The organism is Microbacterium sp. MPKO10, assembly GCF_026107415.2.
GTDB lineage: Bacteria > Actinomycetota > Actinomycetes > Actinomycetales > Microbacteriaceae > Paramicrobacterium.
This window is the reverse complement of sequence record NZ_JAPCHX010000004.1, coordinates 105369-127904: the sequence shown is the minus strand read 5'-3', so window position 1 is coordinate 127904 and position 22536 is coordinate 105369. Positions and strand designations below refer to the sequence as shown.

The window sequence follows — 22536 nt, the reverse complement described above, 5'->3', positions numbered from 1 at the left end:
CGGTGTGATCACCGCGACGCTTGAATCATCGGCTCACACGGAGCCGACATTCACACAGTGAGGTTCACCATGATCACTTCATCCATCATCACGTCTCTCGTCGCTCACGGGCCCTTCGCCGGCGGAGGCGGCCCCGGCTGGTGGTTTCTCCTGATTCCGCTGTTCTGGATCGCCGTGTTCGCGTTGCTGTTCACGTTCGTCTTCCGCCGTCGCCGTGACGCCATGCGGCGCTGGCACACCGAGCACTCGCCGCGGCACAGCGCCGAGAAGACACTCGCGCAGCGGTACGCCAACGGCGACATCGACGAGCCAGAGTATCGTGCCCGCCTCGAGGTGCTGCGCGCCAATTCGACGGAGTAGGCGACACCGGATGCTGTCTGCCGGGCAGGTGCCGGCAGACAGCATCCGCGCGTCAGCGTTCGAGAAGCAGCGCTTCGCCCTGACCGCCTCCGCCGCAGAGCGAGACCGCGGCGCGACCGCTGCCGCGACGCGAGAGCTCGAGCGCGGCGTGCAGGGCCAGCCTCGCCCCAGACGCGCCGATCGGGTGGCCGATCGCGATTGCGCCGCCGTGGATGTTGACGATGTCGTTCTCGAGGCCCAGATCGCGCATCGACTGGATCGCAACGGCAGCGAACGCCTCGTTGATCTCGACCAGGTCCAGTTCGGCTGCCGACCAGCCCTGCCGCGAGAGAGCATGTTCGATCGCCCGTGACGGCTGCGAGTGCAGCGACGTATCCGGCCCGGCCACCTGACCGGGGGAGCGCAACACGGCCAGCCACTCTAGGCCGCGCTCCTCAGCCCACGCACGATCCGCGACGACGACAGCCGCTGCTCCGTCGCTGAGCGGCGACGAGTTGCCCGCCGTGATCGTGCCCTCGGGGTCGAACGCCGGGCGCAGCTTCGACAGAGACTCCGGCGTCGAATCGGCTCGAATGCCCTCATCGGCATCGACGACGGTGACGGCCCCTTTGCGGCCGGCGATCTCGACAGGCACGATCTCCGTGTCGAACAGGGCGCCTTGCGCGGCGGCCGCGGCGCGCACGTGCGACGCCGTGGCGACAGCATCCTGCTCCTGGCGAGAAATACCGAGCGGCGTGTTGTGGCGCTCTGTCGAGATGCCCATGGACACCCGGTCGAAAGCATCAGTCAGCCCGTCATGCGCGGCGACGTCGAGCAGTTCTGTCGAACCGTATTTGAAGCCCGCGCGTGCTCCGGGCAGCACGTGTGGCGCGTTCGTCATCGACTCCTGACCGCCGGCGACGACGACCGAAGCCTCGCCCGAGCGAATGAGCCGCGCGGCGTCGGTGATCGCGACGAGACCCGAGAGACAGACCTTGTTGATGGTGACCGTCGGGACATCCCAGCCGATCCCCGCGCCGATCGCGGACTGGCGTGCCGGGTTCTGCCCAGCTCCCGCCTGGAGCACCTGGCCCATGATGACCTGCTCCACGTCGGCAGCCGCGATCCCGCTTCGGTTCAGAGCCTCCGAGATCGCCAGAGCTCCCAAATCGACGGCGGACTGAGAGGCGAGTGCGCCGAGCAGTCGAGTGAACGGTGTGCGAGCGCCGCCGAGGATGACGACTTCTGTCTGTGTCATGGTGATGACCCCTTTGTCAATGGTGGATGTTCAGCCGGTTCTAGCTTCGCACGTCGTCGACCTCTGTATCGAGTGAGGTCCGATACCCAGTAGGTTGGAACAAGGCGATCCACAGGGCACACAATGCCGTGGGTCGAGGTGCAGCAATGGAGGTGCAGTCATGACCATGGACAAGACCGTTGCGACGGCGCAGGATGCTGTCGCGGACATTCCGGACGGGGCGTCGCTCGCCGTCGGGGGATTCGGGCTGTGCGGCAACCCGATGGCGCTGATTACGGCGTTGCTCGATCACGGCAGCTCTGACCTGTCGATCGTCAGCAACAACTGCGGCGTCGACGACTGGGGGCTTGGCCTCCTGCTCGGTGCGCGTCGGATCAGCACGATGACGTCGTCCTACGTCGGCGAGAACAAGGAGTTCGAGCGGCAGTATCTCTCGGGCGAACTCGCGGTGAATCTCACGCCGCAGGGAACGCTCGCCGAGAAGCTGCGCGCGGGCGGCTCCGGCATCGCCGCGTTCTACACGCAGACCGGTGTCGGCACGCAGATGGCCGAGGGCGGGCTGCCGCGCCGCTATGCGCCCGATGGCTCGATCGCTGAGAGCTCGGAGCCCAAAGACACTCGCACCTTCGACGTCGACGGCGTGCAGAAGCCGTTCGTCCTCGAAGAGGCGATCACCACGGATTTCTCGCTCGTGCACGCACTGCGCGGGGACCGTCACGGCAACCTCGTGTTCAACAAGTCGGCCCGCAACTTCTCACCGCTCGCGGCCATGGCCGGCCGCGTCTGCATCGCTCAGGTCGAAGAGCTTGTCGAGCCGGGCGAGATCGATCCGGATGCTGTTCACCTGCCCGGTGTCTTCGTGCACCGCGTCGTCGAGGTCGGTTCCGGCATCGAGAAGCGGGTAGAGCGACGAACAGTCAGCGATCAGAAGGGGGCGCAGTCATGAGTCTCACACGCACGGAGATGGCCGCACGTGCGGCTCGCGAGCTGACCGATGGCGCGTACGTCAACCTGGGGATCGGGCTGCCGACACTCGTGCCGAACTACGTTCCCGAGGGAGTGACCGTCACACTGCAGTCTGAGAACGGCATCCTCGGTGTCGGGCCCTACCCGACAGAGGAGAACGTGGACCCGGACCTCATCAACGCGGGGAAGGAGACCGTGACTACGCTTCCCGGGACGGCGTTCTTCGACTCTGCGATGAGCTTTGCCATGATCCGCGGAGGAAAGATCGACGCGGCAATCCTGGGGGCGATGCAGGTCTCTGGCGCAGGAGATCTCGCCAACTGGATGATTCCGGGCAAAATGGTGAAGGGGCCTGGCGGCGGCATGGACCTCGTCCACGGGGCACGGCGCGTGATCGTGCTGATGACCCACACGGCGAAGGACGGCAGCCCGAAGATCGTGAACGAGTGCTCGCTTCCTCTCACCGGCCGGGCGGTGGTGCACCGCATCATTACGGACCTTGCGGTGATTGAGGTGACCCCGGATGGCCTCTCGCTCGTCGAACTCGCACCCGGAGTCACTGTCGACGAGGTTGTTGCGGCGACAGAGCCACCGTTGAGCATCGACATCCCCTGATCGAGCGGGCGGAGCCCCAGACCAGAGCTGTGCTCCGCCAGGCTGTGTAGCCTGTTGCCCGGGCTCACAGCCGAGGCGGACAACGAGGACGTAGGATTGTCGGCGTGCCAGCAGTGAACCTCGGTATGCCGAACATTCCCGAAACTCTCGCCCCCCGACGCGCCTCGCGGCAGATCAAGGTCGGCAAGGTCCTTGTGGGCGGCGACGCTCCCGTGAGCGTGCAGTCGATGACGACAACGCCGACGACGGATATCAACGCGACGCTGCAGCAGATCGCCGAGCTGACAGCATCCGGGTGCGACATCGTCCGCGTGGCTGTTCCCACGCGGGAGGACGCCGAGGCTCTGCCCGCGATTGCGCAGAAGAGCCAGATCCCCGTCATCGCCGACATCCACTTTCAGCCGAACTACGTCTATGCGGCCATCGACGCCGGCTGTGCTGCCGTGCGCGTGAACCCGGGAAACATCCGCAAGTTCGACGACCAGGTCGGCGAGATCGCCCGGCGCGCCAAGGCCGCCAATGTCTCACTGCGCATTGGTGTCAACGCGGGGTCGCTCGACAAGCGGCTGCTCGAGAAGTACGGACGCCCGACGCCGGAGGCCCTCGTCGAGAGTGCCGTGTGGGAGGCCAGCCTCTTCGAAGAGCATGACTTCCACGACTTCAAGATCTCAGTGAAGCACAACGACCCCATCGTCATGGTCAAGGCATACCGGCAGCTCGCCGAACGTGGCGACTGGCCGCTGCACCTCGGTGTGACCGAGGCTGGTCCCGCCTTCCAGGGAACGATCAAGAGCGCCACAGCCTTCGGCATCCTGCTGTCGGAAGGCATCGGCGACACGATTCGCGTTTCGCTCAGCGCACCACCGGTCGAAGAGGTCAAGGTGGGCCTGCAGATCCTCCAATCGCTGAACCTCCGCGAGCGGAAGCTCGAGATCGTGTCGTGCCCCAGCTGCGGCCGCGCCCAGGTCGACGTGTACACTCTCGCCGACGAGGTGACGGCAGGTCTTGAGGGCATGTCGGTTCCGCTGCGCGTGGCGGTTATGGGCTGTGTGGTCAACGGCCCGGGCGAGGCTCGCGAGGCGGATCTCGGCGTTGCCTCGGGCAACGGCAAGGGTCAGATCTTTGTCAAGGGCGAGGTCATCAAGACCGTGCCCGAATCAGAGATCGTCGAGACGCTGATTGCCGAGGCGAACAGGATCGCTGCCGAGATGGATGCGTCAGACACCTCGACGGGGGCGCCCACGGTCTCGATCGGCTGACCGGCAAGCGTTCGCCCATGCGGCGCAGATACACTGTGTCGCGCACCGCCACCATGACACCCGGGAGAGAACCGACGTGAATCAGACTCAGGCTGCCGCCCTGACTCCGAGTGAAATGCAGCGAGCCGGCCGCATCCTCGAGACCATCGTCCGCTCGTACAGCACCAAGGTTGTCGGCCAAGCCGGGCTCCGCACGAGCCTTCTCGTCGCCCTGATGACGGGAGGGCACGTGCTTCTCGAGAGCGTGCCCGGGCTGGCGAAGACGACGGCGGCTGAAGCGATCGCGGATGCTGTCCAGGCACGGTTCCAGCGTGTGCAGTGCACGCCGGACCTCCTGCCCTCCGACATCGTCGGAACACAGGTCTACGATCCGGGCGCTCGCTCGTTCTTCACCCAGCTTGGGCCGATCCACGCCAACTTCGTGCTTCTCGACGAGATCAACCGCGCCAGCGCCAAGACGCAGTCGGCCATGCTCGAGGCGATGCAGGAGCGCCAGACGTCGATTGGCGGCGAAGTCCACGAGCTTCCCAAGCCGTTCCTTGTACTGGCGACGCAGAACCCGATCGAGCAGGAGGGCACCTACCACCTTCCCGAGGCGCAGCTCGACAGATTCTTGATCAAAGACGTGCTCGGCTATCCCTCCATCGCCGACGAGGCCGAGATCGTCCGCCGGGTCGGATCCGGTGTCTACGACCGCGACTCATCTCCGGCCAGCGTCACTCTCGACGATGTCACGGCGCTGCAGGATCTGACGCGCCGGGTGTACCTCGATCCGTCTGTGCTGAATTACATCGTTCAGGCCGTGTACGTGACCCGGCATGCGGACCAGTACCTCCCCGAGACGCTGTCGCGCTACATCGAATACGGTGCCAGCCCGCGCGCGAGCATCGCCTTCGCGTCAGCCGCGCGCGCGCTCGCTGTGCTGAACGGTCGCGATCACGTGATTCCCGACGACGTCAAGGCATTCCGACACCACGTGCTCCGTCACCGCATTATCCTCAATTTCGAAGCCGATGCCGATGGCGTGAGCCCCGAGACGATCATCGACGCCTGCTTCTCCAGCGTGCAGGCTCCGTGAGCTGAGCGATGACAGGGCTGCTCTACCGTGTGAAGTCGAAGCTGTCGATCCGCGCACACCGACGGGTCAGAGGCGTGCTCGATGGAGAGTACGCGTCGGTCATGCACGGCAAGAGCCACGAGTTCGACGAGCTACGCCCCTACGTTCCCGGCGATGAGGTGCGCGACATTGACTGGAAGGCGACGGCGCGCAATGGCACGCCGTACACACGGCTCTACGTCGCGATGCGTAAGCACCTCGTGACCTTCGTCGTCGACACCGGCCGCAATATGGCGGCCGTTGGTGCGTCGGGCGAACCAAAGCGAGAGACAGCTGTGCTCGTCGCCGGCATCCTCGCCTACCTCGCTCACCGGCACGGCGATCATATGTCGCTCGTCTGTGGCGATGCTGACGGAGTCGTGTCTCTTCCCGCGGCCGGGACGGAATCGCACGTCGAGCAGGTGCTCGCGAAAATTCAATCGCGTGCCGTTCCAGACGCCGGGCGCAGCGACCTCAACCGGCTGCTCACATACGTCGTACGTCGAACGCGGCGACGCAGCATCCTCGTCATCATCAGCGACGACGAGGGCATTGACGACGAGCGAGCCCGGATGCTGCGGCGTCTGCACGCCCAGCACGAGCTGCTCTGGGTCAGCATCGCCGACGCCGACCCGCTCGATCCGAATTGGCGGACCAGCCCCATCGTTGACATCGCTGACGGCGCGCTCCTGCCAGACGCGATCAGACGCAGCTCAGCACTGCACCGCGAGTTCGCCGCGTCCGTCGCGACATCCTCGTCTCAGACGATCGACACGCTGGAGTCTCTGGGAATCACCGGCGTACGCATCACTGGAGCCGATGGAGCGGTATCCGGAGTATTCGCTCTCTTGGAAAGGCATAATCATGGTCGGCGATAACGGGTATTACGCGCCCGTCTCGTACAGCTCGGCCTGGCTGTGGATTGCGTGCGGGATCGGCGCCCTTGTTCTGCTCTGGTATCTCGTTGTCTGGTTCTTCCCGCGAGCACGCGCACCCAAGCAGCCCCGTGAGAGCAGACCGGCACCTGGCGAGCTGTCACAGCGTTATCGTCGGCTGATCGACGAGATCGAGGCCGCGCACGCCGCGAACGAAATCACGACGCGCGAAGCACACCTGAAACTCAGCATCCTGGTGCGGCTCTACGTAGAGGAGCGCTCCGGAACGCGCGTATCGGCACTGACGCTCGCCGATCTGACCGAGTCGAAACACGCCGGCCTCGCGGACACCGTGGCGGCGTACTACCCGTTTGAGTTCGCGCCGAGATCGTCTGGCGAGCTCGCACCATCGGTTCGGCGCGCGCGAGAGCTGGTGATGTAGATGGAGGTGATCAACGGGTGGATGCCGCTGGTCTGGGTCGCGGCGCTTGCGGTGACCGTCGCGATCGCCCTGCTCATCCGGCGACGTCGACGTCGGGCGCCGGGGGCCTCGGTGCGAATCGCACATCTAGAGCGCCTGACCGCCCTTCCCGGGTACCGCCGGGCACGCACGCGCATGCAGCTGTGGCTCAGCATCGGCATCGCCCTGACCGTCGTGGCCGTCGCAGCATCCGCAGCGCTGAGCACCCGCATCGTGACCGTGCACACCGTCACACCCGAGATTCACAATCGTGACATCGTTCTGTGTCTTGACACGTCCGGATCGATGACGGGGTACGATGTCGCCATTCTTGACACCTTCATCGAGCTTGTCGACGAGTTCGAGGGGGAGCGCATCGGTCTGACGATCTTCAATGCCTCGGCTGTCACCTATTTCCCCCTCACGACTGACTACGACTACGTCACTGAGCAGATGACTGAACTGCGCGAGAACATGGACGACCCGAACACCGACTACGCATATACAGACGGCACGCTGCTCGGCGATGGATCATCCCTTATCGGCGACGGACTCGCATCGTGTACGCAGCGATTCGACAACCTCGACGAGGAGCGCTCGCGGTCGATCATCTTCGCGACAGACAACTTCGTGGCGGGCAAGCAGCTCGTCTCGCTGCCGCAGGCCGGAAAGTATGCGAAAGACAACGGTGTCATCGTGTACGGCCTCAACCCGGGAGACTCGTCGTCGAAGAACTACATCGCAGAACTCGCGGCAGAAATGAAGGATGCTGTCGAGACGACGGGCGGCGAGTACTTTGCTCTGGGAGATCCGCAGGCGGTACCCGATATCGTGACTTCCATTCAGAAGCAGGAGACGGCGAAGATGGATGCTCCGTCGTACGTCGTCAAAACTGACGATCCTGACAAGTACCTGTGGATCGCCTTCTGGACCGTCCTCGCGCTCCTTACGGTGGGATGGAGGCTCAGACGATGACCTTCGCCCCCCTGATGCCGGGAATCCTGATGCTCATCGTGTTCGGCGGGCTCCTGACGTTCACCATCATCCAGATTGTTGTCGCGCGCACATCGCAGGTTCGGCGGCACTGGCTCGCGCGCACCGCGCTCGTCGTGCTATTGGGAGCCATGATGCTCCGACCTGTCGTGAACGACGGCAGGGCACTCGACGCCGTCGGCGGCGACGTTGATGTGTACTTCGTGATCGATACGACAAGCAGCATGGCTGCTGAAGACTGGGACGGCGACAACCCGAGGCTTGATGGGGTGCGTGCGGACATCGCCGAGCTCACCGAAGAACTCGCCGGGGCGCGGTTCTCGGTCACGACGTTCGACGCCGCTACCGTTGAACGCGTTCCGCTGACCACCGACGCGGGAGCCGTCGAACAGACAGTGGCCGCGATGACGCAGGAGATCACCGGATACTCGTCGGGAAGCAGCATCTCAGAGCCGCTCAGTCATCTGAAGAAGACACTCGATGAGGCGGATCCGAACCACACAACGATCCTCTACTACCTGGGCGATGGCGAGCAGACGGTTGATGAGCAACCGGAGTCTTTCGCTCCGCTCGCCGACGCGATCGACGGGGGAGCCGTGCTCGGCTACGGGACGGAAGATGGCGGAAGGATGCTCGAGAACCGCGGTTTGGATGCGACAGGCGAGAGCGCGTACATCCAGGACCCCGAGACCGGATCCGACGCAATCTCCCGCATCGACCAGGACGCCTTGACGGCGATCGCCGGTCAACTGGGCGTTGACTATATACACCGCGATGCGTCGACGAGCGTCGCCGAAGCGGCATCCGGAATCACCGTCGTGCCCGAATCGGAGCCAGGCGAGAATCGCGAACCGGAACCCGAGCTGTACTGGATCTTTGCGATCCCGTTCGGAGCGCTGGTGCTGTACGAACTCGCCGGCTTCATCATCGAATTCCGGCGGACACGATTGGGAGGTGGGGGATGACGCGCGCGAAGACGACGCGAGTGAGAACCCGTCTGATTCTCATTACCCTGCCGCTCGTGCTCATCGCCCTGGTGTTCGCGGGCAAGCTCGTCAGCCTCGGCGTGCTGGAGGGCAATGGCTCGCGCGCGTACGCGGCGGAGGACTACGACGCGGCGGCCGGGCACTTTGATGGTCTGATGCTGTGGAACGCGTTCGATCCCTGGATCGCACCGTTCAACCGCGGCACAGCGAACGCCGCAGCCGGCGACTTTCCCGCTGCGACCGAAGATCTGTCCCAGGCGCTGGTGCTCGCCCCCGAGGGAAAAACCTGCGAGATCCGCGTCAACCTGGCGTTGGCTTGGGAACAACAGGGTGACGCTTACGCGGAGGCCGGCTCGGCCGAGGGTGCCACGCAGATGTGGGAGACGGCACTCGCCGTCATCGAGGCCGGAGCTGACGAAGGATGCGACCAGCCACAGGAGTCGAAAGCGGACGAAGAGCTTGAGACCGCCCAGAAGCGCATCGAGGAGAAGCTCAAGCAGAACTCGAATGACAGCGGGGATGAGAACGAGAACGGGTCTGAGAACGACGACTCAGATTCCGACTCCGATTCGGATTCCGGCGATGACGAGTCGGACGGCGACGACCCCCTCGACGATTTGGACGAGCGTGGAAAGGACGCCGAGCGCAAGAAGCAGGAAGGCGACGCCGACAGGCGCGGCTCGGGTGGGGGAGACACAGACAAGCCCTGGTAATGAGGCGACATCGTCGTCTGCGTACGTATTTTCCACACTTACGTGATCTGCTCTGCCTGGGTAGCGTTTCGGGCGCGGGCTTCGTCCGCGCCGCCTGCACGGCGGTTCTTTCCAACAAAGGAGCTGGAATCACGATGAAGGTTTTACGTGCCTCGTTCGTGACGCTCGGCGTTCTCGGGGCCATGCTGGTGCCCTTGGCGAACGCTTCAAGCGCACAAGCACACGGCTGGGTTACCGACCCACCGAGTCGGCAAGACTATTGTTCGACCGGTTCCACGTCGTTCGATTGCGGTCCACTGGCGTATGAGCCTCAGAGCGTTGAAGCGCCGAAGGGCTCGCTGCAATGCAGTGGCGGCAACGAACGGTTTGCAATTCTCGACGACGAGTCACAACCCTGGCCCGTGAAAGATGTGTCGAGTTCGCTCGATCTGACCTGGAACTTCACGGCAAACCACGCGACAAGCACCTGGGAGTACTTTGTCGACGGCCAGCCATTTGCCACGGTCAATGGCAACGGACAGCAGCCGCCAGACACCGTGACGCACCACCTCGAGGGGCTGCCGACCGGAGAGCACACCATTCTTGCCCGCTGGAACGTGGCGGACACGACCAACGCGTTCTACAGCTGCATTGACGTCAACGTGACAGATGGCAGCACCGACCCGACGGACCCGACTGATCCGACGGACCCGACTGATCCGACGGACCCGGGTACCGAAGAGTGCGCGACGGCCTGGGACCCAGCCGCCGTCTACCTTGGCGGCGACTCGGTGAGCCACGAAGACCATCTCTGGACGGCGAAGTGGTGGACGAAGGGACAGGAGCCGGGAACGACGGGAGAATGGGGCGTCTGGGAGGACGCTGGTGCGTGTGAGACAGACCCGACGGACCCGACAGACCCCACGGATCCCACAGATCCGACGGACCCCACGGATCCCACAGATCCGACGGACCCCACGGATCCCACAGATCCGACGGACCCCACGGATCCCACAGATCCGACGGATCCCACTGACCCGCCGACGAGCACAGATGATCGTGTCGTTGGGTACTTCACAAACTGGGGTATCTACGCACGTGACTTCACCGTGAAAGACATCGAGACGTCGGGTTCCGCAGACAAGCTGACGCACATCCTATATGCGTTTGGCAACGTCACCGGTGGCGAATGCAAAATCGGCGACGCCTATGCTGACTACCAGAAGGCCTTCACCGCGGAAGACAGCGTTGACGGTGTTGCTGACACCTGGGATCAAGAGCTCCGTGGCAACTTCAATCAACTCCGTGAGCTGAAGGAGCTGCACCCCGATCTCAAGGTCGTCTGGTCGTTCGGCGGCTGGACATGGTCCGGAGGATTCGGCGAGGCTGCGGCGAATCCTGAAGCTTTTGCCGACTCGTGCTACGACCTCGTCGAGGATCCCCGTTGGGCCGATGTCTTCGATGGCATCGACATTGACTGGGAATACCCGAACGCGTGTGGACTGTCGTGTGACACATCGGGGTCCGACGCGTACCCAACAATGATGAAGGCGCTTCGTGAGCGCTTCGGAGACGACCTGGTCACCTCGGCGATCAGCGCTGACGGCACCGATGGTGGCAAGTTGGATGCTGCTGATTACGCCACAGCCGCTCAGTATGTCGATTTCTACATGCCGATGACCTACGACTTCTTCGGAGCGTGGGACAAACAGGGACCGACCGCACCGCATTCGCCGCTGACCAGCTACAGCGGAATCCCGATTGACGGATTCAACGCGACGACGACGATGCTCAAGCTTCGCTCGATGGGAGTGCCCGCCGACAAGCTGCTCCTCGGACTCGGCTTCTACGGCCGCGGGTGGACCGGCGTTACGCAAGATGCCCCGGGTGGGACCGCAACAGGGCCGGCCCCAGGCACGTACGAGGCGGGGATTGAGGACTACAAGGTGCTCATTGAAACCTGCCCGCCCACCGGAACCATCGGTGGTACCGCCTACGCGCACTGCGGTGACGAATGGTGGAGCTACGACACTCCCGAGACAATCGGGACCAAGATGCAGTACGTGAACGACAACGGGTTCGGAGGTGCATTCTTCTGGGAGCTCTCCGGTGACACAACTGACGGAGACCTGATCTCAGCGATCTACAACGGCCTCAGCTGATGTGAGCGCAGGGGAAGGGGACCGGGCATCTACCCGGTCCCCTTTTCTGTCGCGTCGTGCCTACCCCCTGATTGTTAGTATCGTTAACATACGGTGTCGATGGCGACAATCGAGGGGGCGTAGAACGTGCGGAACAACCAGACGACCGACCCGAATGCGCACGAATATGACGGAATCGTCACGGAGGCACTCTCCGCCGGCTGGCCCGGCATCCTGTGGGTCGGGGATCACGGTGCGGGGCGCTCGTACCGGCTCGAGTCTGTACTCAGGGCGGCCTGCGCCGACAGTCGCACCTCTGTCGTCAGAGCGCAGTTCGTGAAAGGGGAGGGCGGCCAGCCGAGTCTCTCGTGGCGCGGTGTTGAGGGTGCACCATCGCGTGTACTGATTGTTGTCGACGACATCGATGAGCTCACATCCACACAACGGGAAGAACTCTTCGATGCCGTCACATCATTCGGAGCATCCACCTTCATACTGGCGACAGCATCCGACCGATCATGGGCACATTCGGGGTGCCACCCGCTCGAGATTCGAGAGATTCCGCCGGTGACGTCCGGTGAGGCGCTCGTGTACGTCACTGGAGCGTCTCCGATGACGACAAATCATCTTGTCACCCAGTTGAGCGGTGCTCTGGGAAGCATCATGGAATGCGCGGCTCAGCTTCCTGACAGCGTCCTCAGGGGGCGACGAGCTCTTCCCGACCCGTTACCACTCACGCTGAGTATTCAGCGTCGTGCGCAGCACTGGTGGGAGAGCTTGTCGGAGCCTGAGCGAGCTCTGGCTCGGGCAGCATCCGTCTCCACCGACGATCGCGTCGATACCCTGCTTGCGGCGATGGGAGAGAGCACTGACGTTCTTGTGGAAAGCCCGCTGGTGCATGAACTCGACATCGCGGGCGGTCGGTTCGCGTTCCGCGATGCACGTACCCGTCAGTTCGTTCACGAATCGGCGTCATTGTGCGCACGAACGGATGCTCATGAGCGATTGGCTGCGGCTCTCACCGATATTGGCGACGATCGTGCCGCGTGGCACGAGATCCTCTCGTCATTCACGGGCGGGACCGAACGAGCGCGGGACGTCGCGATACTTGCGGCTCAGGCTGCGCGTGCGGGGAATTGCGCATGGGCGTATGCCGCGGCGCGCGAAGCAGCGAGCCAGGCTTCGCCCGGTGACGAACCCGCTGCCCTTGCTGTCGCGGCGATCGCAGCTCTGAACCTCGGATGGATCGATGATGCCGCAGATGCCTGTGCACGTGTTATGGAGATCGGTGATGACACAACATGTGCGGCATCGCTCGCGCCGATGATGCTGACCGCGATAGCTCGCGGAAGTGCTGGAGATGAGGCGATCGCACTCGACCGTCTCTCGCAGCTCAGTACCTCCACCATGGCCGTGAGGTACAGCAGCTCCATCGCACTCGCAGTGGGAGGCGCACTCGCGAACCTGCACGGCGACCCGCGCGAAGCTGTTCGGATGCAGAAGCAAGCGTCTGCCACGGCAACAGAGGCGTCTGCGACGCTCGTCGCGGCCTGGAGCACACTCTCTATCAGACTGGATGCACACCCCGGCCCGGTGACGTGGCGAGAGGCGGAGCGGGCAGTTGGCGTCTTAGGCGCCACGCTCTTCGCCGATTCACTTGCCTGGCTGACCCGCGAAGACGACCCGAGCGGTCATCAACAGGGGCCGGAGCACAGATCTCCGCTCATGCGAGCGTTTGAATCGGTTGCCGTTGGCTGTGCAGCCCTGGCGGAGGGCCGTGTCTCCGATGCACGCACCGTACTGACTCAGGCCTCCTATGACAGTGTTCTCACCATACCGTTTGGGGGAGTAGGGGTGACTGCCCTCCAGCGCGCTGAAGCGGCGTGCACCGGGGGAGAAAGCCGTCTCGTGAGAGCACTCGACCCCGAGCGAGGTCTCGATCCTGAAGCGGCACTCGTGCGCGCGGCGAACGAAGGGCCTCAGCGATTCGTGGCTTCTCTGACCGTCGGTGCTTCGGAACACGACAGTCTCGCGCCGTCGCTCATGCTGGACACAACCGGAATGATGCTGGGCGTGGGCGGATCACCATCAGTGAGGATGCAGGATGTTTGCGCGTCTGAACACGCCTCAGAGATCGCGCGCCTGTGCACGCGATTGTGGGAGACGTCGATGCCCGACCTCGTGCGGGTGATCGCCGAGGCAGAAGAGCATACGACGACGATTGTGTCGCAGCTGGCTCGAGCACAGCTCGAGAATGCGCTCGCGAATGCATCCCTGCGACTCGGAGACGAGAGGGGAGCACAGCGCCATCGTGCTGTGGCTGATGAGCTGTTTGCGATTTGCGGAGCCCAGGCACTCGACCGGCTGAGGGTGCGTTTGGGTGTGACTCCAGGATCCGACGGGTGGTCGACGCCATTGACTCCGCGCGAACGTGAGGTGACAGAGCTTGTCGTGCACGGTCTTTCGAACGCGTCTGTTGCGGAACGGCTCGGTGTGTCGGTGCGAACGATCGAAGTTCATCTCGGCCGTGTGTTCCGCAAACTCGCCGTCCGATCTCGCAGCGAACTCGGTCACCGCGTGCTCAGCGCGTCGGCAACGGAATCGAGGCTTGCCGCCGTGCGTGCCGACGAAGCTTCCCGCATGAGTACGATGGTGACGTGGTAACGCGCCTATCTAACTACTTCGTCCGTACGCTCCGAGAAGACCCCGCAGACGCGGAGGTCGCCAGCCATCGACTGCTGGTGCGCGCCGGGTACATCCGGCGCCAGGCTCCGGGAATCTTCGCCTGGCTGCCGCTCGGGCTGCGCGTCAAGGCGCGTATCGAGCAGATTGTCCGTGAGGAGATGGCCGCGGCCGGTGCCTTTGAAGTGCACTTTCCCGCCCTCATGCCGCGCGAGCCGTACGAAGCGTCGGGTCGATGGGAGGAATACGGTGAGAACCTGTTCCGTCTCGCCGACCGCAAGGGTGCCGACATGCTCCTTGCGCCCACGCACGAGGAGGCATTCACGCTTCTGGTCAAAGACCTCTACTCGTCGTACAAGGATCTGCCGCTGACGATCTACCAGATTCAGGACAAGTATCGCGATGAGTCCCGGCCGCGCGCCGGACTGCTGCGCGGGCGAGAGTTCACGATGAAGGACGCCTACTCGTTCGACGTGTCCGATGCCGGCCTCGATGCCAGCTATCAGCGGCAGCGTGACGCATACGAGCGCATTTTCACGCGCCTCGGTCTCGACTACGTCATCGTCAAAGCGGATGCTGGTGCGATGGGCGGCTCGAAGAGCGAAGAGTTCCTGCATCCGACGCCCGTTGGAGAAGACACGTTCGTCCGCACTGAGGGCGGATACGCGGCGAACGTGGAGGCCTACGAGACTCCGCGCGCCGAGCCGCTTCCGCTCGAGGGCCGTCCTAAGGCACGCGTCTTCGACTCCCCGGACACGCCGACGATCGCCACTCTCGTCGATCTGCTCAACGAGCGGCACCCTCGCGATGACGGGCGCGTGTGGGAGGCCGCAGACACGCTGAAGAACGTGGTTCTCACGCTGAAGCACCTCGACGGTACCCGTGAGACAGTCGTCGTTGCCGTTCCCGGCGACCGCGACGTCGACATGAAACGCATCGAGGTCGCCTTCGCGCCGAGCGAAGTCGAGGCCGCTACGGATGCCGATTTTGCCGCGCACCCGGCACTGGTCAAGGGCTACATCGGCCCCTGGTCGGCCTCTGGCGCAGTGCTGGGTGAGGACTCCGCGAGTGGCATCCGGTATGTCGCTGACCCGCGTGTCGTGGAGGGAAGCTCCTGGGTCACGGGCGCTAACGCAGCAGAAAAGCACGTGCTTGGGCTCACGGTCGGGCGTGATTTCACGGTGGACGCCACGATCGAAGCTGCGACGATTCGCGAGGGAGACCCGGCCCCGGACGGGTCCGGTCCTGTGCATCTGGCACGGGGGACGGAGATTGGGCACGTGTTCCAGCTCGGCCGCAAATACGCCGAGGCTCTCGGACTGCAGGTTCTCGACGAGAACGGCAAGCTCGTCACCGTCACTATGGGCTCGTACGGTCTCGGCATTACGCGTGATCTCGCCCTGCTCGCCGAGTTGCACAACGACGACAAAGGTCTGTGCTGGCCGCGGAACATCGCGCCGTTCGATGTGCACGTGATCGCGACGGGCAAGGATGCCGCCATCTACGACGCCGCCGAGCGTATCTCAGACGAACTCGAAGCACAGCGGCTCGAGGTGCTGTACGACGATCGCCCGAAAGTCTCGCCCGGCGTGAAGTTCGGCGACGCCGAGCTGATCGGGGTGCCGACGATCGTGATTGCCGGTCGCGGCATCGCCGACGGGCTCGTCGAGCTCTGGGACCGCCGCAGCGGCGAACGCACGCAGGTTCCGCTCAGCGAGATCACGGCGCGGATCCTCGACGACCGCTAAAGTACGGCGGCGAATGCGCGGCCTGGTGACGAAGTGCAGCGCGGTCGGGTAGCCTTATAGCTCGGCCGGGCATCGCATCGTCAGCTCGCGCCACATCTGAATAGGGAGGCTCTCTGGTGGACATCGATCTGAGCGTGTTGAAGTTGATGGAGCGGGAGAAAGAGATCCCCTTCGATGAGCTCATCCACATCATCGAGCAGGCCATTCTGACGGCCTACCTCAAGAACGAGGCGCAGAACGGCAACGAAGACGCTGTGGGCCGCGTCGAACTCGATCGCAAAACAGGCCACGTCTCCGTACTCATCCCGGAGCGAGACGACGATGGCAACCTGATCGGCGAGTCGGAGACCATGCCTGAGGACTTCGGGCGCATCGCCGCCTTCGCCGCCAAACAGGTGATCAACCAGAGGCTCCGCGACATTGCCGACGACGCCGTTCTGGGTGAATTCAAGGGGCGCGAGGGAGATATCGTCGCCGGTATCGTGCAGCAGGGACCCAACCCGCGCATGATCCACGTCGACCTCGGCACCGTCGAGGCAGTCCTGCCCCCCGAAGAACAGGTTCCCGGTGAGGAGTACGCACACGGTCGACGCATCCGTGTCTACGTCACGAGCGTTGCCAAAGGCCTCAAGGGACCGCAGATCACCGTATCCCGCACCCACCCGGCACTCGTGAAGAAGCTCTTCGTGCTCGAGGTTCCCGAGATCTCCGATGGACTTGTCGAGATTGTGTCGCTGGCGCGCGAAGCGGGGCACCGCACGAAGATCGCTGTTCTCGCGAAAGACCCGTCCATCAACGCCAAGGGTGCCTGCATCGGCGAGCTCGGCCGCCGGGTTCGTGCGGTGACCGAGGAGCTGGGAGACGAGAAGATCGACATCGTCGACTATTCGAGCGACCTGCCGACTTTTGTGGCGAACGCACTGTCGCCCGCGCGGGTGTCATCGTCATTCCTGCTCGACGCTGAGACGAAGGCGGTGCGCGCTCTCGTTCCGGACTACCAGCTGTCTCTCGCCATCGGCAAGGAGGGTCAGAATGCCCGTCTTGCGGCAAAACTGACGGGTGCGAAGATTGACATTCAGCCCGATTCGATTCTGGATGAGGACTGACGACAGGAATCTGACCGGCCCGCTTGATCCGCCATGCGGGATACCTGGTCGGCACACAGCGCGGGGAGTGTAAGATGGAGCCCGTGAGAACGTGCATCGGATGCCGTATGCGCGCTGATCGGTCCTCTTTGTTGAGGGTCGTTGCCCGGGACTCCGAGCTCGTTGTTGATGAGACTGCGTCGCTGCCCGGCAGAGGGGCGTGGCTGCATCCGACCGTCGTGTGTTGCGAACGAGCTGTGAAGCGACGAGCTTTCGGGCGCGCACTTCGCGTGAGTTCGAACCTGAACACGCAAACACTAGAGAACAGGCTGAACGGCTAATGGACAACTAATGAGCGGCTCGAAATGAGACCCGTCCGTAACTAATGGTCTGCCCTGTCTGGGCAGACCCAGACAGGAGAGAAGTGGCAAAACCACGCGTACACGAGATCGCATCTGAGTTCTCGGTAGACAGCAAGGTTGCCCTCGCGAAGCTCAAGGAATTGGGCGAATTCGTGAAGGGACCCTCGTCGAGCATCGAGCCTCCGGTCGCGCGCAAGCTGCGTGCGGCCCTTGAGGCGGACGGCGCCAAGCCGGCAGCCGACGAGAAGAAGGCGTCAGAGAAGCCGAAGACGTCGCAGGCAAAGCCCGGGAAGCCGACACCCAAGGCACCGAAGCCCGCAGAAGACGCGAAGCCAGCACCCGCCGCTGAGTCGGTACCGGCTGCTGAGGCGGAGAAGACGGCGAAGGACGACGAGAAGCCCTCGCCGACTCCGCGACCTGGTCCGGCACCCGCGCCGGGACAAGAGCGGTCGCAGGGCGCGCCGCGCCCGGGGAACAATCCCTATTCGAGCGCTCAGGGCATGGGACAGCGTCCGCAGGGCGCGCCGCGCCCGGGCAACAATCCGTACTCAAGTTCGCAGGGCATGGGGCAGCGTCCCACGCCGGCGAACATTCCTCGCCCACCGCGCCCGCAGGCTCCGCGGCCTGGCGCACCTCGACCCGGCGCTCCGCGTCCCGGTGGGGCCGGCGGCGGTCGTGGCCGTCCCGGCGGCGGTGGCGGCGGTCGTCCCGGCGCTCCGCGTCCCGGTGGCGGTGGAGGTGGCTTCCAGCGTCCGGGCGGCGGTCCCGGTGGTGGCGGCTTCCAGCGCCCAGGCGGCGGCTTCGGCGGTCGCCCCGGCGGTCGTGGCCGCGGTGGCGGAACAGCCGGTGCATTTGGTCGCGGCGGCGGTCGGGCGAAGTCCCGTAAGTCGAAGCGGGCGAAGAGGCAAGAATTTGAAATGAGGCAGGCGCCGTCCATTGGCGGCGTGAACGTGCCTCGCGGTGACGGCGACACGATTCTGCGGATGCGCCGCGGTGCGTCCATCGCCGACTTCGCCGACAAGATCGATGCGAGCCCCGGTGACCTGGTCACCGTGCTGTTCCACCTCGGTGAGATGGCGACGGCAACCGAATCACTCGACGAGGCGACGTTCGAAGTCCTCGGCGAGGAGCTCGGCTACAAGATCCAGATGGTCTCGCCCGAGGACGAGGATCGGGAGCTTCTTGAAGGCTTCGACATCGACCTCGAAGGCGAACTCGAGGCCGAAGACGACGAGGACCTCATGCCGAGGCCCCCGGTGGTCACCGTCATGGGTCACGTCGATCACGGTAAGACTCGCCTTCTGGACGCCATGCGTCACGCCAACGTGGTGGAGGGCGAAGCCGGCGGGATCACCCAGCACATCGGTGCGTACCAGGTGCACACCGAGCATGAGGGTCACGACCGTGCCATCACGTTCATCGACACCCCGGGTCACGAGGCGTTCACCGCCATGCGCGCCCGCGGTGCCCAAGTCACCGATATCGCGATCCTCGTGGTCGCAGCGGACGACGGCATCATGCCGCAGACAATCGAGGCGCTGAACCACGCGAAGGCGGCGGACGTCCCGATCGTGGTCGCTGTGAACAAGATCGATAAGGACGAGGCGAACCCGCAGAAGGTGCGTCAGCAGCTGACAGAATACGATTTGGTCGCCGAGGAATACGGCGGCGACGTCATGTTCGTCGACGTGTCTGCTCGCAACAACATCGGTATTCAGGAGCTGCTCGACGCAGTGCTGCTGACCGCAGATGCAGGACTCGACCTACGCGCCAACCCCGAGAAGATCGCTCGAGGCGTCGCGATCGAGGCCAAGCTCGATAAGGGCCGTGGTTCTGTCGCGACGGTGCTCATCCAGTCGGGAACCCTCCACATCGGTGACGCGATCGTTGCGGGAACGGCGTACGGCCGCGTCCGCGCCATGATCGACGAGACCGGTGCAAACCTCGACGAGGCAGGTCCGTCCCGCCCCGTTCAGGTGCAGGGGCTCTCATCGGTTCCGCGCGCCGGCGACACGTTCATCGTGACCGAGGAAGACCGCACGGCACGCCAGATCGCCGAAAAGCGTGAGGCAGCCGAACGCAACGCCCAGCTGGCGAAGGCGCGCAAGCGGATCAGCCTCGAGGACTTCACACGTGCTCTGCAGGAGGGCAAGGTCGAGTCGCTCAACCTCATCATCAAGGGTGACGTCTCCGGTGCCGTCGAGGCGCTTGAGGAATCGCTCATGAAGATCGAGGTCGACGAAAGCGTGCAGCTGCGGATCATCCACCGCGGTGTCGGCGCCATCACCGAATCCGACGTCAACCTGGCGACGATCGACGATGCGATCATCCTCGGCTTCAATGTGCGACCCGACGCGAAGGCACGCGACCGTGCCGCTCGCGAAGGTGTGGACATCCGGTTCTACTCGGTCATCTACAACGCGCTCGAAGACGTCGAGTCGAGCCTCAAGGGACTCCTCAAGCCGGAGTACGAAGAGGTTCAGTCGGGTGTCGCCGAGATCCGCGAGGTCTTCCGCTCGTCGAAGTTCGGCAACATTGCCGGAGTCATCGTGCGCTCCGGGACGATCACGCGCAACGCAAAGGCACGCGTCATCCGCGATGGTGTCGTGCTTGCTGACGGCCTCGCCATCGAGTCGCTGCGGCGGTTCAAGGACGACGTCACCGAGGTTCGCACCGATTACGAGTGCGGTATCGGCCTCGGCAAGTTCAATGACATCCAGGAGGGCGACGAGATCGAAACCACAGAGCTGGTCGAGAAGCCTCGCGTCTAGCCGTCACGGTCACGTGGTGCGGCCCGGCGCGGACACTGTCCGGCCGGGCCGCACCGCTCACAACACAAGGAGAACACCATGGGTGAGAACCCACGGGCACGGCGCCTGGCCGACCGCATCAAGCAGATCATCGCCACGCGTCTCGACAAGGGATTGCGTGACCCGCGCCTCGGCTTCGTCACGATCACCGATGTGCGTGTGACGGGAGACCTGCAGCACGCAAGCATCTTCTACACGGTCTACGGCACCGATGAGGAGCGTTCAGACAGCGCCAAGGCGCTTGAATCGGCAAAGGGGATGCTGCGCAGTGAGGTAGGTCGCGGTATCACGGCTCGCATCACGCCGAGTCTCGAGTTCATCGCCGACGCGATTCCCGAGAACGCCCAGCACATCGAGGACCTCCTGACAGAGGCACGGGAACGCGACTCCGCGGTGGCCGGCCTTGCAGCATCCTCCACCTACGCCGGAGACGAAGACCCGTATGTCAAGCCGCGCGATGACGAGGACGACGAGTCCAGCTGACCACATCCTGGTGACTGCATAACGATTCGACTCCCTCCCGTGACGCCCACTTAGACTGGCGGCAGAGGTGGATGGGGGCATCATGAGCACACGAATGAGACGTGCGGGTCCGGTTCTGGGCCTCGCAGCATCCGCCGTGCTCGTGCTGGGGCTCAGCGCGTGCAGCGGGACATCAACGGAGCAGCCAACCTCGAATCCTGAGTCGACGGAGAGCACGGCCCAGACGGAGACTCCGGATCCCGAGGAGTCGACGCCGACCCCCGAGGCATGGGCGATCACGGAGACGGGAATTGGCCCGTTCGAGATCGGAATGCGGTATGCAGATGCACTGACGTCTCCCGGTTCAGAGGTCGGTGAGCTCTGCGAGGGCGTTGCGCAGGTCACCGTTCCCGACGCCCCAGACATGACGATGTGGGTGATGGCGTCAGAACACAATCCAGAGAGCACGCTCGCCGAGATTTCGGTGTCCGTACCGGCGGACACCGTCGAGGACGTCGCCGGCGGACCGGAGTCGGACAAGGGAATCGGGCTGGGCTCGTCTCTCGATGACATGCAGGCTGCGTATCCGGAAGCCCGTGAGCTTGACGACACTGGAGTGCCGGACCGCGTGATGTATTACGTGCCCGCCGATGGCGGGGGAGGCATCATCTTCACGTTGACCCGTGGTGGTGACACGATCTGGCAGATCTCCGTGACGGCGGGCGATGCTCCGTCATACGAGCCCTGCGCCTGACCGATCAGGGCAGGACGTACCCTGATTCAGTTTCGACCGCGAGACCGTCTGTGACGAGTCCGGCCAGGGCGCGGTCGCGTTGGGCAGCCTCGGGCCAGAGTTGGGCGATTTCGGCGGTGCTGACCGGGACATCGGCGGCTCGCAGCTCGGCCATGATGAGGCCGCGCACGTGCCGATCGCTTCCCTCATACCGCTTCTGGACGGGCTTGCGCGGCCCGGTATAGGCGGGTGCGCCCGCGGCAACCCACCGGCAGAGTTTGCGCACCGGGCATTCTGCGCAGCGCGGCGATCTGGCGAGGCACACGACAGCGCCGAGTTCCATCGCGGCGGCGTTGAACGTGCGTGCCTCGATGTCGTCATCGGGAAGCAGCGCGTCCATATCTCTGAGGTCACGCGAGGCTGACGGGGGAGAGGGCTCACCCTGTCCGTGAACCGTGCGGGCGATGACGCGGCGGGTGTTCGTGTCGACGACCGGGTGCCGGTCCCCGTAAGCGAAGACGGCGACGGCCCGTGCCGTGTAGTCTCCGACACCCGTCAGAGCCAGCAGAGACTCGACGTCACGCGGAACGACGCCGCCGTGCACCTCGGTGATCTGCTCGGCCGCCCGGTGCAGCCACAACGCCCTCCGCGGGTAGCCGAGGTTCGCCCAGGCACGCACCGCCTCTCCGGCAGGAACCGCTGCGAGATCGCGTGGCGTCGGCCATCGCTCGAGCCACCGTTCAAGATGCGGGATCACTCGGGTCACAGGCGTCTGCTGCAGCATGAACTCGCTGACCAGCACGCCCCACGCGCTGAACCCGTCGCGTCGCCACGGAAGGTCGCGCGCGTTCTCTGCGTACCACTCGTTGATGGCCGAGGCGAGAGGATGCTGCGTCACCGCTCCAGCCTATGCGGGTAGGCTCGTGTGCATGAAAAACGTCCGTACCCCACTCGTGCGGATCCTGTCTTCGACC

Annotated in this window: 20 protein-coding genes; 18 read left to right on the top strand and 2 right to left on the bottom strand. The window is 64.3% G+C overall.

Annotated features, from left to right (window positions below):
- The first annotated feature begins 69 nt into the window (after positions 1–69).
- On the top strand, positions 70–360 hold the full coding sequence (locus OK352_RS08770) for an SHOCT domain-containing protein (RefSeq protein WP_265141093.1): 291 nt from the start codon (positions 70–72) through the stop codon (positions 358–360).
- A gap of 52 nt (positions 361–412) precedes the next feature.
- Here the strand turns inward: OK352_RS08770 and OK352_RS08765 are convergent, their stop codons facing one another.
- The gene (locus tag OK352_RS08765; protein WP_265141092.1) at positions 413–1597 is read right to left on the bottom strand and encodes an acetyl-CoA C-acetyltransferase; all 1185 of its coding nucleotides are present in this window, start codon (positions 1595–1597) and stop codon (positions 413–415) included.
- 160 nt (positions 1598–1757) lie between these two features.
- Here OK352_RS08765 and OK352_RS08760 point away from each other — a divergent pair, with 160 nt between their 5' ends.
- The 17 genes from OK352_RS08760 (at position 1758) to OK352_RS08680 (ending at position 21583) form a co-directional block, all read left to right on the top strand.
- The gene (locus OK352_RS08760) at positions 1758–2543 is read left to right on the top strand and encodes a CoA transferase subunit A (protein ID WP_265141091.1); all 786 of its coding nucleotides are present in this window, start codon (positions 1758–1760) and stop codon (positions 2541–2543) included.
- Positions 2540–3178 carry a CoA transferase subunit B gene (locus tag OK352_RS08755; RefSeq protein ID WP_265141090.1) on the top strand — a complete coding sequence of 213 codons (639 nt, stop codon included), beginning with the start codon at positions 2540–2542 and terminating at the stop codon, positions 3176–3178. The genes OK352_RS08760 and OK352_RS08755 overlap by 4 nt, the downstream gene beginning before the upstream one ends.
- A 125-nt stretch (positions 3179–3303) precedes the next feature.
- A complete protein-coding gene (gene ispG, locus OK352_RS08750; protein WP_265141516.1) occupies positions 3304–4437 on the top strand; it encodes a flavodoxin-dependent (E)-4-hydroxy-3-methylbut-2-enyl-diphosphate synthase in 1134 nt (377 codons plus the stop codon).
- Positions 4438–4513: 76 nt separating this feature from the next.
- Positions 4514–5515: an AAA family ATPase gene (locus tag OK352_RS08745; RefSeq protein WP_265141089.1), complete on the top strand. Its 1002-nt coding sequence runs from the start codon at positions 4514–4516 to the stop codon at positions 5513–5515.
- An 8-nt stretch (positions 5516–5523) separates the two neighbouring features.
- Complete coding sequence (locus OK352_RS08740; RefSeq protein ID WP_265141088.1) at positions 5524–6411, top strand: DUF58 domain-containing protein; 888 nt, start codon at positions 5524–5526, stop codon at positions 6409–6411.
- Entirely contained in the window at positions 6398–6850 is a 453-nt protein-coding gene (locus tag OK352_RS08735) for a hypothetical protein (RefSeq protein ID WP_265141087.1), read from the top strand. Before OK352_RS08740 ends, OK352_RS08735 begins: the two co-directional genes overlap by 14 nt.
- Complete coding sequence (locus OK352_RS08730) at positions 6851–7843, top strand: vWA domain-containing protein (RefSeq protein ID WP_265141086.1); 993 nt, start codon at positions 6851–6853, stop codon at positions 7841–7843.
- Positions 7840–8826: a VWA domain-containing protein gene (locus OK352_RS08725; RefSeq protein WP_265141085.1), complete on the top strand. Its 987-nt coding sequence runs from the start codon at positions 7840–7842 to the stop codon at positions 8824–8826. Before OK352_RS08730 ends, OK352_RS08725 begins: the two co-directional genes overlap by 4 nt.
- Positions 8823–9560: a hypothetical protein gene (locus OK352_RS08720; RefSeq protein ID WP_265141084.1), complete on the top strand. Its 738-nt coding sequence runs from the start codon at positions 8823–8825 to the stop codon at positions 9558–9560. Before OK352_RS08725 ends, OK352_RS08720 begins: the two co-directional genes overlap by 4 nt.
- A gap of 134 nt (positions 9561–9694) precedes the next feature.
- Positions 9695–11701, top strand: a complete 2007-nt coding sequence (locus OK352_RS08715; protein WP_265141083.1) for a glycosyl hydrolase family 18 protein — start codon at positions 9695–9697, stop codon at positions 11699–11701.
- Between the two features lie 126 nt (positions 11702–11827).
- A complete protein-coding gene (locus OK352_RS08710; RefSeq protein ID WP_265141082.1) occupies positions 11828–14344 on the top strand; it encodes a helix-turn-helix transcriptional regulator in 2517 nt (838 codons plus the stop codon).
- Positions 14338–16110, top strand: a complete 1773-nt coding sequence (locus OK352_RS08705) for a proline--tRNA ligase (RefSeq protein WP_265141081.1) — start codon at positions 14338–14340, stop codon at positions 16108–16110. The genes OK352_RS08710 and OK352_RS08705 overlap by 7 nt, the downstream gene beginning before the upstream one ends.
- A gap of 116 nt (positions 16111–16226) precedes the next feature.
- Positions 16227–17216: a transcription termination factor NusA gene (gene nusA, locus OK352_RS08700; protein ID WP_265141080.1), complete on the top strand. Its 990-nt coding sequence runs from the start codon at positions 16227–16229 to the stop codon at positions 17214–17216.
- Between the two features lie 74 nt (positions 17217–17290).
- Positions 17291–17536 (top strand): YlxR family protein, encoded by a 246-nt coding sequence (locus OK352_RS08695; RefSeq protein WP_265141079.1) that lies wholly within the window; start codon positions 17291–17293, stop codon positions 17534–17536.
- Positions 17537–17580: 44 nt separating this feature from the next.
- Positions 17581–20328: a translation initiation factor IF-2 gene (infB, locus tag OK352_RS08690; protein WP_265141078.1), complete on the top strand. Its 2748-nt coding sequence runs from the start codon at positions 17581–17583 to the stop codon at positions 20326–20328.
- A gap of 78 nt (positions 20329–20406) precedes the next feature.
- Positions 20407–20850, top strand: a complete 444-nt coding sequence (rbfA, locus tag OK352_RS08685) for a 30S ribosome-binding factor RbfA (RefSeq protein WP_265141076.1) — start codon at positions 20407–20409, stop codon at positions 20848–20850.
- 82 nt (positions 20851–20932) lie between these two features.
- A complete protein-coding gene (locus tag OK352_RS08680; protein WP_265141075.1) occupies positions 20933–21583 on the top strand; it encodes a hypothetical protein in 651 nt (216 codons plus the stop codon).
- Positions 21584–21587: 4 nt separating this feature from the next.
- On the opposite strand, the gene OK352_RS08675 is transcribed toward OK352_RS08680, so the two are convergent.
- Positions 21588–22460, bottom strand: a complete 873-nt coding sequence (locus OK352_RS08675; protein WP_265141074.1) for an HhH-GPD family protein — start codon at positions 22458–22460, stop codon at positions 21588–21590.
- Positions 22461–22536 lie beyond the last annotated feature (76 nt).